The following is a 12,581-nucleotide window of genomic DNA, read 5'->3' on the forward strand; positions in this document are numbered from 1 at the left end:
CGCTATCGCTGGCAAGCCAGCTCCTACATTTTGATCTCGGCTTACAGCTGCCCGTCGCGGTCGCGCAGGCCCAACAGATACAGCACACCGTCCAACCCCAACGTCGAAATCGCCTGCTTGGCCGACTGCTTGACCAACGGCTTGGCACGGAACGCCACGCCCAACCCGGCGATAGCCAGCATCGGCAGGTCATTGGCGCCGTCGCCGACCGCAATGGTCTGCTCCAGACGTAAACCTTCCTTGTGTGCCAGCTCCCGTAGCAGATCAGCTTTGCGCTGCGCGTCGACAATCGGCTCGACCGCCACGCCCGTCACCTTGCCATCCACCACTTCCAGTTCGTTGGCGAACACATAGTCGATGCCCAGCTTGGCCTGCAATTGCTTGGCGAAGTAGGTAAAGCCGCCCGAAAGGATCGCTGTCTTGTAACCCAGGCGCTTGAGTTCGGCGAACAGGGTTTCGGCACCTTCGGTCAAGCGCAGGGAGGCGCCGATAGAGTCGAGGACGCTGACGTCCAGGCCCTTGAGCAGCGCCAGGCGCTCCTTGAAGCTGGCGCGAAAGTCCAGCTCACCCGCCATCGCGCGTTCAGTGATCTGGGAAACTTGCTCGCCAACGCCCGCAGCCTTGGCCAACTCGTCGATGACTTCGGCTTCGATCAGGGTCGAGTCCATGTCGAACACCGCCAGGCGGCGATTGCGACGGAACAGCGAGTCTTCCTGGAAGGCTATATCCACGTTCAGTTCCTGGGCGACGCTAAGGAACTCGGCGCGCAAGGCCTGTGGATCGGCCGGCTCACCGCGCACAGAGAACTCGATACAACCCTTGCCCTGGTCCGCCGGCATGTCCAGCGGCATACGACCCGACAGACGGTCGATATGGTCGATGTTCAAGCCGTATTGCGCGGTGATCGAGCTGACCCGCTGCAACTGTTCGGCGGTGACCTTGCGCGTCAGCAGCGTGACGATGTGGCGTTTCTTGCCTTGGCCGGCCACCCAGTGCTGGTAATCCTCTTCGGATACCGGAGTGAACCGCACCTGCTGATCCAGCTTATAGGCCGTAAACAGGATGTCCTTGAGCACGGACGAGGCCTGTTCGGTATCTGGAATCTCCACCAGAATGCCGAACGACAGGGTGTCGTGGATCACGGCCTGGCCGATGTCCAGAATGGTCACGCCACCCTGGGCCAGGACACCGGTGATGGCTGCGGTAAGACCCGGACGGTCCTCACCTGTGATGTTAATCAGGACAATTTCGCGCAAAGCGCACCCCCGAGCTGGAAAAAAACCGCATTCTACCCACTTTCAGTGACCATCGGGCACAGCCAGCGCTTTGCCGGTCTTGGGCCTGTCGCTATACTGCGCGTCAACTTCACGGACCAAGAGCCGAGCGCAAGTGAACCGGCCCACGCCAGTAAAAACCGATAACTTCTTCCTGCTGATCTTCCGGGCACTGCGCCACCGCCGTGTACCGATCGCATTACGCATTGCCAGCCATAACGTGATCCTGGTCGCCCTGGCCCTGGTGATCTACGCGTGCGTGATGGGTTTGCAGTTCAAACAGGCCATGCACGAGCAAGCCGACGCCCTGGGCGAGAGCTTGACGACCCAGACCGCCACCTCGGCGACCGAGCTGTTGGTGTCCAATGACATCCTCAGCCTCAACGTGCTGCTCAACAACCTGACCAAGAACCCGCTGGTGGCCCACGCCGCCATCTACAGCGTGGACAACCGGATCATGGCCGAAGCCGGGCAACGCCCGAAAAACGGCCTGTTGGGTGAAGCCGAAGGCTTGTACCAGAGCAATATCACGTTTCAGGATGTGAAAGCCGGCCAATTGCGCATCAGCCTGGACATGCAACAGTTCCAGCAGCCGATGACCATCAGCCTGCAAAGCATGGGCATCCTCAGCGCGATCCTGCTGGCCCTGGCCCTGGCCTTGAGCCTGCGTCTGGGCCGGCATATCTCCACGCCCCTGATGCAACTGCGCATCTGGTTGCGCGACATCGACGAACACACCCCGGCCACCGACCGCCAGGATGAGATCGGCGACCTTGCCCGCCAGTTGCACACAAGCTTTGCCCCGGAGCCGGCCGTGCCCGAAGCCAAGCCTGAGTCTGAGCCAGAGTTCGACGACGCCGACTATGACGACGAGCCCGAGTTCGAGGTGCGCAACCTGCGCGACCCGAGCTTCGACGAGTCGGCGCCGGTGGCAGGCCTCAAGCCGCTACCGCGCACCCTCATCAAGGCCGACGAAGACAGCCTGGACGAAGACGACCCGTTTGCCGACCTGCGTGACGAGTCGGCACCAAGCCCGGTGGTCGCGCCCAAGCCTGCGAACACCCAACCCCAGCACAGCGCGGTATTGGCCGTGCAACTGGGCGCCCAGGAGCAATTGCGCCGCCTGCCACGGGCACGCCTGACCGAGTTGCTGGAACGCTACCGCGACTGCCTTGACCAGGCGGCGTCGCTGTACCAGAGCGAGCTGCACACCCTCAACGATGGCAGCACGCTGATGCTGTTCCACAGCGAAGACAGCGGCGAAGATTATTTGACCAACGCCATCTGCTGCGGTGAGCTGCTGCGCGCCCTGGGCCATGCCTTGCAGATCGAAGTCGCTGACAGTGGCATCACCCTGCAACTGCAACTGGGCCTGACCTTGGGCGACGATCTATATGGCATGAGCCAGATCGACCTGTTGCTGACCGAAAACGCCCAGGATGCCCTGGCCTTGTCGCAACACAGCCGCAACCTGCTGCTGGTGGAGCGCAAGATCAGCGACGACGCCTTGATCCGCCAACGCGCACGTATCCGCCCGATTGCCAGCCCGGAAGGCGCGTGCTGTGTAGAGCGCTTGATGGAGCCTTATCCGTCGATGCTGGAGCGCCAGCTGGCGCGGATGCATGAGACTCGGAACAAGCCCTAAACAACACTGCGGGCTTGTGTAGGAGCGGGCTTGCCCGCGATGGCGCTGGATCAGTCAATCAAGTGTCGACTGACACTGCGCTATCGCGGGCAAGCCCGCTCCCACATTTGATCTGCACCAAACAAAAAGGCCCGCTTACTCAGCGGGCCTTTTATTTGGCTGCGATCCAGGTCAGAACCTGAACACTTCCATATCCGTACGAATCGGCGAAGCCATCGGGATCTTTGGCTTTTCCGGAGCTGCCGGCTTGGCCGGGGCCGGGGCCTGTTTGCGTGGGGCTTCGGCAATCGGTGGCTGGTTGGCCAGCGGCTTGAGGGCTACCGACAACTGCTCAGCCAAACGCTGCAACAACACACCCTGGGCCTGGACCTGTGAAGCGGTGCTGCCGGCATGTTGCTCCTGCAGATGCACGATGCGGTTGTCCCGCACCTGGCCGCGGCGGTCGATCAGGCGCCATTGCGCGTCAAGGATCGCCGGCTGGGAAGCCCCGGAGTCCAGGCGCGTGATGGTCAGCAATACCTGCACATCGGGGGAGAAGCTTGTAGGCGCCGGCGACAGCACCACACGCTGGCTGTCCAAGTGGCCAGCCACCTGACGCAACATCAACTGGTTGATATCCGACGACAGGCTACCGGCCCAACGGCCGTCGATGGAGCCTTGCAGGCTGCCATCGTCCTGGCGTTGCAGCAGGGTTTCACGTTGCAGGTAATCGGCAACCACTACCGGCCCGAGCAAGACCGCCATGCCAGCACTTTGCGCTGGCTGCGCCGGATTTCCGCTATCCAGCTGGTACAGCGACACCGGTTGGTGCGTAGTGCAACCCGCCAACCCCAAAAGGCCGGCGAGCATCAAAAATAAAGGAAGGCGTGGAGCAGTCATCATCCCATCCAGGTGGCTGCCACAAGGCAAACCACAATGTAATACTAAAAATAACCTATACGCGCTCAGCCACGCCGGCGCTGGAAAGGCCATATCATCCGTGAATATGCGCCATGACTCCAGCGCGAAAGCGCCGATCTACGCGTTAAATCGTAGATCGGGCGCTCTATATCGCTTTAAGCGGGTGTTTCTACCAGCAATGCATCTACCCGCTGGAAGCCACGGGGCAATTTGTTCCCGCGGCGTCCACGTTCGCCCTTGTAGTGCTCAAGGTCGTCAGGACGCAGGGACAACGTGCGTTTACCGGCCTGCAGCACCAGGGTCGAGCCTTCCGGGATCACTGCGATGTCGGTCACGTACTCTTCGCGACTGGCCACCCGCTCCCCTGGGATACCAATGATCTTGTTGCCCTTGCCCTTGCCCAGTTGCGGCAGGTCGCTGATCTTGAACACCAGCAAGCGCCCTTCGGTGGTCACCGATGCCAGCCAATTGCCCTCGCGGTCCTCGACCGGGCGCGGCAGGATCACCTTGGCGTTGTTCGGCAGGCTCAGCAGGGCCTTGCCCGCCTTGTTCTTGGCCTGCAAGTCCTCACCCTTGACCACAAAACCGTAGCCGGCGTCGGAGGCGATCACGTACAGCGAGTCATCATCGGGCAGCAATACACATTCAAAACTTGCCCCTGGCGGCGGCGTCAGGCGGCCGGTCAGCGGTTCGCCCTGGCCCCGTGCAGACGGCAAAGTATGGGCCGGTACCGAATAACTGCGCCCGGTGGAGTCGATAAACACGGCAAACTGGTTGGAACGCCCGGCTGCGGCGGTCTTGAACCCATCGCCCGCCTTGTACGACAAGCCAGTGGCATCAATATCATGCCCCTTGGCAGAACGAACCCAACCCTTTTCCGACAGAACGACGGTAATTTTCTCGTTGGGCAACAGCTCGGTTTCAGTCAGGGCCTTGGCTTCGGCGCGCTCGACAATCGGCGAGCGGCGGTCGTCGCCATAGGTTTCGGCATCTTTGATCAGTTCGCTGCGCACCAGCTTCTTGAGCTTGGCTTCGCTACCCAGCAGCGCTTGCAGCTTGGCTTGTTCCTTGAGCAACGCGTCCTGCTCGTCGCGCAGCTTCATCTCTTCCAGGCGCGCCAACTGGCGCAGACGGGTATCGAGGATGTAGTCGGCCTGGATCTCGCTCAGTTCGAAACGCGCGATCAACTCGGCCTTCGGGTGCTCGGCGGTGCGGATGATGTGGATCACTTCATCCAGGTTGAGGTAGGCAATCAGCAAGCCGTCCAACAGATGCAGGCGGCGCTCGACCTTGTCCAGGCGGAACTGCAGGCGGCGGCGCACGGTATTGACCCGGAACTCCAGCCACTCCACCAGCAGGTTGCGCAGGTTTTTCAGCTGCGGCTTGCCGTCCAGGCCGATGATGTTGACGTTGACCCGGTAGCTGGATTCCAGCTCGGTACTGGCAAACAGATGCTGCATCAACACTTCGTGGTCGACCCGGCTATTGGTCGGGATGATCACGATGCGGCAAGGGTTCTCGTGGTCGGACTCGTCACGCAAGTCCGCGACTTGCGGCAGCTTCGACGGCTTGGCCTGCATCAGCGCGGCAATCTGTTCCAGCACCTTCGCGCCGGAGACCTGGTGCGGCAAGGCGGTGACGATGATGTCGCCATCTTCGACGTGGTACACCGCGCGCATGCGCACCGAGCCCTTGCCGGTCTCGTACATTTTCAGCAGGTCGGCACGCGGCGTGATGATTTCCGCTTCGGTCGGGTAGTCCGGACCCTGGATATGCTCGCACAGCTGCTCGACCGTGGCCTTGGGCTCATCGAGCAGGCGCACGCAGGCGCTGGCGACTTCACGCAGGTTGTGTGGCGGTACGTCGGTGGCCATGCCCACGGCGATGCCGGTGGTGCCGTTAAGCAGGATATTGGGCAGGCGCGCCGGCAAGACCAGAGGCTCGTCGAGGGTGCCGTCGAAGTTCGGGCCCCAGTCTGCCGTGCCCTGACCCAGCTCGCTGAGCAGCACTTCGGAGTAACGCGACAGCCGCGCCTCGGTGTAACGCATGGCGGCGAACGACTTGGGATCATCCGGCGCACCCCAGTTGCCCTGGCCATCGACCAGGGTGTAGCGGTAGCTGAACGGCTGGGCCATCAGCACCATGGCTTCATAGCACGCCGAGTCGCCGTGGGGGTGGAACTTGCCGAGCACGTCACCGACGGTACGCGCCGACTTCTTGTGCTTGGAGTCCGCGTCCAGGCCCAACTCACTCATGGCGTAGATAATGCGCCGCTGTACCGGTTTCAGGCCGTCGCCGATATGCGGCAAGGCACGGTCCATGATCACGTACATGGAGTAGTTGAGGTAGGCATTTTCGGTGAAGTCAGCCAGCGACCGGCGTTCTACGCCGTCTAAGCTGTCTGCGAGGATGTCACTCATGCGGGCCTCATCATTGTCTGGTCTGGCGCAGCAGCAAGGTGCCGCCACGCTGGGTAAATTCAAGTTGTTTCAATGCGCTCATGCCCAACAGCACTTGCTCGCCACCCAGGCCCGGCGCCACCAGGGCGCGTACGTCCTGCAGGACGATATCGCCCAACTGCAGGCGGTCGAGGTGGGTGCGATAGCCCTGGCTACGGCCGTTGGCGGTGCTCAAGGTCACCGGCAAACCGCGCTTGAGCCCCAGGCGCTCGGCCAACTCGGCCGGCACCGCCACATCGGTGGCACCGGTGTCGAGCATGAAATCCACCGGCTGGCCGTTGATCTGGCCAGTGGCGACAAAATGCCCCTGGCCGTTGCCGACCAGTTTCACTTCTATATAACCCGCGTGTTGCTGCGAGGTGACCACGGCGTTGGGGTTTTCCTGCCGCGCCTCCCATTGCCCAAAAAACCGTGTTGCCAAAAACAGCCCCGCGCCCCAGGCCACGAACATCAATAGGCGTCCAGCGCGCTTGCCGGGCGGTTGCGTGCTCACGGCTGGGCGCTCCAGCCACCGGCCGGGGCGGCAAAACGATAGACCATCGGGCGTTTTTCACCATCGGCCCGGGCGCCGAAATTATTGTCGATGCCAACCCAGGCACCGTCAGCGTCAATCAGCAGCGCTTCCGCCAGCCCGTAACTCTGGGGGTAGCGCCGATTTGGCAGCAGGGCCTCATCGGCGTACGACCAGCACAACTCGACCTTGGCCGTCACGCTGTCGCGCCGGCAGATCTGGAACGCGTTGCGCTCCAGGGTAAACAGCTTGCCGTTGAACAGCGCCAGGTCGGCAAAATCCTTGGATACCGCCCTGGCCCCCGGAAACTGCGCCGGCTGCATTTCCTGGCCGGCTTCGCTCAACAGTACGCATGGGCCATCACAATCCCAAACGCTTTGCCCGCGCTTGATCGAGATCAGCCCACGCCGCTCGCGCTCGGCCGCCAGCCAGATCTGATTGCCCTCGGGGTTGATCGCCAGGCCTTCAAACAACGCATTGAAGTGCAGCAGCAAGCCACTGGCCCGCGCTTCGCGAACCATGCCAGGGGCAATTTTCAGCCACTCTGGATCACCGCTTGCCGGCACCTGCAGCACTGCCGCATGGGCTTCGCTGACGATGTAGCGATTACCTGCGGCGTCACAGCTGATGCCTTCAAAATCCAGGTCGCCGCCGCGTATCACCGACGCTGCCGTGGTGCGCGCGCGCAAGCCCCACGGCAGGCCCGACTCGGGCACTGGTGGCACGTCGAGCTTTACCGTCTCGGCCTGCCAGGTGTCGGCGCGGGTGTCGAGGCGGTAGATCTGGTCGTCGTCGCGGTCAGAGACCGTCCACAACTCCTTGCCACACAACGCCAGGCCCGACAGGTTGCCGCCGCGCATGCCGTCTACCGGGTGTTCGGACAGCAACTTGAGCTCGACCGCAGGCTGGGCAACTGCCTGGGTAGCTGCCAACCCGCTCAACAACAGTATCGCCAGGGCGAAACCGCTGCGCATCAGCCCAATACCTCGGCCAGGTTGCCTTTGGACTCCAGCCAGGCCTTGCGGTCGCCGGCGCGTTTCTTGGCCAGCAACATGTCCATCATTTCCGAGGTGGCGGCGTAGTCTTCCAGGGTCAACTGCACCAGGCGCCGGGTGTTCGGGTCCATGGTGGTTTCGCGCAGTTGCGGCGGGTTCATTTCACCCAGGCCCTTGAATCGGGTGACCTGCGGTTTGCCGCGCTTCTTCTCGGCTACCAGGCGGTCGAGGATGCCGTCGCGCTCGGCTTCGTCCAGGGCGTAGAAAATCTCTTTGCCCAGGTCGATGCGGTACAGCGGCGGCATCGCCACATAGACGTGACCGGCATCCACCAGCGGGCGGAAATGCTGGACGAACAAGGCACAGAGCAAGGTCGCGATGTGCAAGCCGTCGGAGTCGGCGTCGGCGAGGATGCAAATTTTGCCGTAGCGCAGTTGGCTCATGTCCTCGGCGCCTGGATCGACGCCAATGGCCACGGCGATGTTGTGCACTTCCTGGCTGGCCAGCACTTCGCTGCCATCGACTTCCCAGGTATTGAGGATCTTGCCGCGCAGCGGCAGGATCGCCTGGAACTCCTTGTCCCGTGCCTGCTTGGCCGAACCGCCGGCGGAATCACCCTCCACCAGGAACAGTTCGGAGCGCATCGGGTCCTGGCCGGCGCAGTCCGCCAGCTTGCCGGGCAATGCCGGGCCCTGGGTGATGCGCTTGCGCTCGACCTTTTTGCTGGCCTTGAGGCGACGGCCGGCGTTGTTAATCGCCAGTTCCGCCAGGGCCAGGCCCAGCTCCGGATGTTCATTGAGCCACAGACTGAACGCGTCCTTGACCACACCCGAGACAAACGCCGCGGCCTCGCGGGACGACAGGCGTTCCTTGGTCTGGCCGGAGAATTGCGGCTCCTGCATCTTCATCGACAGCACAAAGGCGATGCGCTCCCAGACGTCTTCCGGCGCCAGCTTCACGCCGCGCGGCAGCAGGCTGCGGTATTCGCAGAATTCACGCATCGCATCCAGCAGGCCCTGGCGCAGACCGTTGACATGGGTACCGCCCTGGGCGGTGGGGATCAGGTTGACGTAGCTTTCCTGAACGCTGTCGCCACCCTCGGGCAACCACAGCAAGGCCCAGTCCACCGCCTCCTTGTTACCGGCCAGGCTGCCGCAGAACGGCTCGTTGGGCAGGCGTTCGAAGTCGCTGACCGAGTCTTCGAGGTAGGAGCGCAGGCCGTCTTCGTAGTGCCACTCGACCTTTTCGCCGGTGCCTTTGTCTTCAAAACTGACCAGCAAGCCCGGGCACAACACGGCCTTGGCCTTGAGTACGTGCTTGAGGCGGCTGATGGAGAATTTCGGGGAATCGAAGTATTTCGGATCCGGCGCAAAGTACACGCTGGTCCCGGTGTTGCGCTTGCCGACGGTGCCGACCACTTCCAGCTCGGTGGCCTTGTAGCCATCGGCGAAGGTCATCTGGTATTCGTTGCCGTCGCGCTTGACCTTGACCCGCACCTGCGTGGACAAGGCGTTGACCACGGAAATACCCACACCGTGCAAGCCACCGGAGAACTGGTAGTTCTTGTTGGAGAACTTGCCGCCGGCATGGAGCTTGGTGAGGATCAGCTCGACACCCGAAACCCCTTCCTCGGGGTGAATGTCCACCGGCATGCCGCGCCCGTCGTCGGACACTTCCAGGGAGTGGTCGGCGTGCAAAATGACCTGGACCGACTTGGCGTGCCCGGCCAAGGCTTCGTCGACGCTGTTGTCGATGACTTCCTGGGCAAGGTGGTTCGGCCGACTGGTGTCGGTGTACATGCCGGGGCGTTTGCGCACCGGGTCGAGGCCCGAGAGGACTTCGATGGCGTCGGCGTTATAAGAGCTAGCGCTGGGAGTGGCCATGGGGTCTCGTCGTGAGTCGTTCGATTAAAAAGTAACCTGCGGTTTCACAATGCGGTGAAATCGAAGGATTGGTACTGATCTGCGCCAACGCCGGCAAAACTCAACAACGCCGGCAACTGTCGGCCAAAACCCTGGTAACCGTGGTCGCCGCCAGCCTGGATACGCAAGGCACAGGCCCGGTAATACTGCTCGGCGAGGCGATAATCCAGTGTTTCGTCCCCGGTCTGCAACCACACCTGATAGCGCTGGGCATCCTGGGGCGCTGCAACCTCAAGCTCAGCCAGGGCCGCGACGTGATCGTGGGTCAGTTCCCAGGTTTCATCGGTATAGAGGTTCTTCTGGGTGCCCAGGTAACCGTCGAACATGCGATGGGGGCTGACCGCCGGGTTGACCAGCAGCGCCTTGAGGCCATGGCGTTCGGCAAGATGGGTTGCATAGTAGCCGCCGAGTGAGCTGCCGACCAGCAGCGGCCGCCCCAGCTCGCCGATCGCCTGCTCCAGCTGGGCAATCGCCTGGCGTGGGTGGTGATGCAAGGCCGGCACCCGCAGTTGGTCGGCCAGACCGAGACTGTCCATCACGCCCATCAGCAAGCTGGCCTTGGTCGAGGCTGGCGCGCTGTTGAAACCGTGGATATACAAGATCGAAGCGGACATGCCGGGCTCTCCGTGCGTTATCGGCCAAAGGGGCGCAGTTTACAGGGAATGACGCAGTGTGAGCAGGGTTACTGCCGAACGCGGTCTGCCAGGGGTGTGGGAGCGGGCTTGCCCGCGATGGCGCTATATCAGTGATAGATTTGTTGGCTGACCCACCGCAATCGCGGGCAAGCCCGCTCCTACATTTTGATGTGTGTTTGCAGGTTTAGTAGCCGTTACTGCCGTAATCCACGGTAAAGGTGAAGTCTTTGACCCGCTCTACCCCAGTGTCCAGCCGTCCATCCGGATGCAGACGCAGCCAACGATAGCCTGGCGCCTCTTCACTGACCTTGAAATCCTCACTGCCGGGGGCGAACTGGATGCAGGTCGACGGCGACGCCAGCAAGCGCACGCCATGGCGTTCGCGGTCGATTTCCTGGTGCACATGCCCCCACAGCACCGCCCGCACCTGGGGGAAGCGATCGAGCACGGCGAACAGCGCCTCGGGGTTGCGCAGGCCAATCGGTTCCATCCACGGGCAGCCAATGGGCACCGGGTGATGATGGAAGCACACCAGATGATGACGGCCCGGCGCTTCACTCAAGGCTTGCACCAGCAATTGCAGTTGCGGCTCGGCCAGATAACCCGGCACCGAGCCCGGCACGGCGGAGTCCAGCAAAATCACCCGCCAGTTGCCCACATCCACCACCGGTTCCAGCAGTGCGCTGCCCATGGTCGCCTGGGCCATGACCTGCGGCTCATCGTGGTTGCCCGGAATCCAGCGCGCCGGGACGCCAAGCTGCTGGCTCAGGTCGCGAAACTGCTGGTACGACGCAAGCGTACCGTCCTGGGACAAGTCACCGGTGGCCAGCAGCAAATCAATCTGCGGTTGCTGGGCCCGCACCAACTCGATCACCCGTTGCAGGCTGTCACGGGTGTTCATGCCCAGCAGCGTGCCGTCGGCCTCAGCAAACAGGTGGCTGTCGGACAGTTGCACCAGCAACGCCGGCGCATCAGGGTTCACGGTGGATACGCTCGGCAAGGCGTTCTCCCAGGGCGATCACAAAAATGGACAATGGGCGCAATTATGCTGGGGCAGGACACAAAGAGGAAACCCGTGAAGCGTACGCAGTTCACCTCTAGCGCACGACTTCAAACTCATGGCCCAAGGCCAGGCAATGACTCAACCATTCACCGAGGAACACATTGAGCTGTGCTTTCTCATCGGGCTGGTGCATGAACACATTGGGGTAAGGATAGATGCTGCGAAAGCGCCGCGCATGTTCGGCGCTGACCACTTCGGCCATCCGCGCATCGTGATACACCTGCACTTCCAGCTGCGGCACCGGCAGCCATGGCAGGCTGTGCTCCTGGCGCACGCGCAGGGTGCTGGTGTACGGGCAGGTGAGGATGACTTCCAGGTTCAGCACGCCGAGCATCTGGTCGCCGTGGGTCACGGCAATGCGCCGCGCTTGCGGCGTGCGGCGCATGTCTGGCAGCAGGCGCATCAGCCGCGCATAGTTAGCCTCGCAAGCGGCTTGCAAGCCGATCAGGTCGACCCGGTAGCGTTCCCGTGTCTTTACTGCCATAGCCCCCTCACTTCCGCGCGATTAAGCGCAAGCCATTGCAGGGCGATAATGCTGGCTGCGTTGGAAATCTTACCGTCGCGCACCGCTTGCAGGGCATCTTCAAATGCCCAGGTGGTGACGCGGATATCTTCTGCTTCTTCGGCCAGGCCGTGGATACCGCCGGCACCGGTACTGTCGCAACGCCCCAGGAACAGGTGGACGAATTCGGTGCTGCCACCCGGCGAGGGGAAATATTTGGTAATCGGCCACAGCGCGGAGAAGGTCAGCCCAGCTTCCTCCTCGGCTTCGCGGTGCGCAACCTCCTCCGGTTGCTCGTCCTTGTCGATCAGGCCGGCCACCATTTCCACCAGCCAGGGGTTGTCGGTGCGACCCATGGCGCCCACGCGAAACTGTTCGATCAACACCACTTCATCGCGCTGCGGGTCGTAGGGCAGTACACACACGGCATCGTGGCGCACAAAGACTTCACGATTGATCACCGGGCTCATGCCACCATCGAACAGCTCGTGGCGCAGCTGTACACGATCGAGCTTGTAGAAGCCCTGGTAGGCATTGTCGCGCTGAACGATTTCAATTTTGTTCGGCGTCGATTTCGCACTGTCGGTCATATCAACCCTCGTTTAATACGGTGTGTGTCTGAGCATCGCGCCATCCTACAGCGCCCGCGTGCCTCGGTGCAGCCCCTTTGCAGTT

General features: G+C 62.2%; 11 protein-coding genes. 1 reads left to right on the forward strand and 10 read right to left on the reverse strand.

Annotation, left to right across the window (positions count from 1 at the left end):
• Positions 1-41: 41 nt before the first annotated feature.
• Positions 42-1,256, reverse strand: coding sequence for a phosphoserine phosphatase SerB (serB, locus tag AC19YY_RS10065; RefSeq protein WP_169952235.1), 1,215 nt, complete (start codon positions 1,254-1,256; stop codon positions 42-44).
• 133 nt (positions 1,257-1,389) lie between these two features.
• On the opposite strand from serB, the gene AC19YY_RS10070 reads away from it, so the two are divergent.
• Entirely contained in the window at positions 1,390-2,919 is a 1,530-nt protein-coding gene (locus AC19YY_RS10070) for an AhpA/YtjB family protein (RefSeq protein WP_500604133.1), read from the forward strand.
• A gap of 171 nt (positions 2,920-3,090) precedes the next feature.
• On the opposite strand, the gene AC19YY_RS10075 is transcribed toward AC19YY_RS10070, so the two are convergent.
• The 9 genes from AC19YY_RS10075 to AC19YY_RS10115 all read right to left on the reverse strand — a co-directional run bounded on the left by AC19YY_RS10075 (position 3,091) and on the right by AC19YY_RS10115 (position 12,496).
• Positions 3,091-3,798 carry a PqiC family protein gene (locus AC19YY_RS10075; protein ID WP_029299146.1) on the reverse strand — a complete coding sequence of 236 codons (708 nt, stop codon included), beginning with the start codon at positions 3,796-3,798 and terminating at the stop codon, positions 3,091-3,093.
• A 176-nt stretch (positions 3,799-3,974) separates the two neighbouring features.
• On the reverse strand, positions 3,975-6,239 hold the full coding sequence (parC, locus tag AC19YY_RS10080; RefSeq protein ID WP_170042443.1) for a DNA topoisomerase IV subunit A: 2,265 nt from the start codon (positions 6,237-6,239) through the stop codon (positions 3,975-3,977).
• A gap of 10 nt (positions 6,240-6,249) precedes the next feature.
• Entirely contained in the window at positions 6,250-6,771 is a 522-nt protein-coding gene (locus tag AC19YY_RS10085) for a TIGR02281 family clan AA aspartic protease (RefSeq protein ID WP_169952241.1), read from the reverse strand.
• Positions 6,768-7,763: an esterase-like activity of phytase family protein gene (locus tag AC19YY_RS10090; RefSeq protein ID WP_169952244.1), complete on the reverse strand. Its 996-nt coding sequence runs from the start codon at positions 7,761-7,763 to the stop codon at positions 6,768-6,770. Before AC19YY_RS10090 ends, AC19YY_RS10085 begins: the two co-directional genes overlap by 4 nt.
• Positions 7,763-9,667, reverse strand: coding sequence for a DNA topoisomerase IV subunit B (gene parE, locus AC19YY_RS10095; protein ID WP_169952246.1), 1,905 nt, complete (start codon positions 9,665-9,667; stop codon positions 7,763-7,765). The genes AC19YY_RS10090 and parE overlap by 1 nt, the downstream gene beginning before the upstream one ends.
• A 44-nt stretch (positions 9,668-9,711) precedes the next feature.
• Positions 9,712-10,320, reverse strand: a complete 609-nt coding sequence (locus AC19YY_RS10100; RefSeq protein WP_170058097.1) for a YqiA/YcfP family alpha/beta fold hydrolase — start codon at positions 10,318-10,320, stop codon at positions 9,712-9,714.
• A 205-nt stretch (positions 10,321-10,525) separates the two neighbouring features.
• On the reverse strand, positions 10,526-11,341 hold the full coding sequence (gene cpdA / locus AC19YY_RS10105) for a 3',5'-cyclic-AMP phosphodiesterase (RefSeq protein WP_500604134.1): 816 nt from the start codon (positions 11,339-11,341) through the stop codon (positions 10,526-10,528).
• 97 nt (positions 11,342-11,438) lie between these two features.
• Entirely contained in the window at positions 11,439-11,888 is a 450-nt protein-coding gene (locus AC19YY_RS10110; protein ID WP_169952252.1) for a DUF1249 domain-containing protein, read from the reverse strand.
• Positions 11,879-12,496: an NUDIX domain-containing protein gene (locus AC19YY_RS10115; protein WP_169952254.1), complete on the reverse strand. Its 618-nt coding sequence runs from the start codon at positions 12,494-12,496 to the stop codon at positions 11,879-11,881. Before AC19YY_RS10115 ends, AC19YY_RS10110 begins: the two co-directional genes overlap by 10 nt.
• Positions 12,497-12,581: the final 85 nt, after the last annotated feature.

The organism is Pseudomonas sp. MF09156, assembly GCF_059862305.1.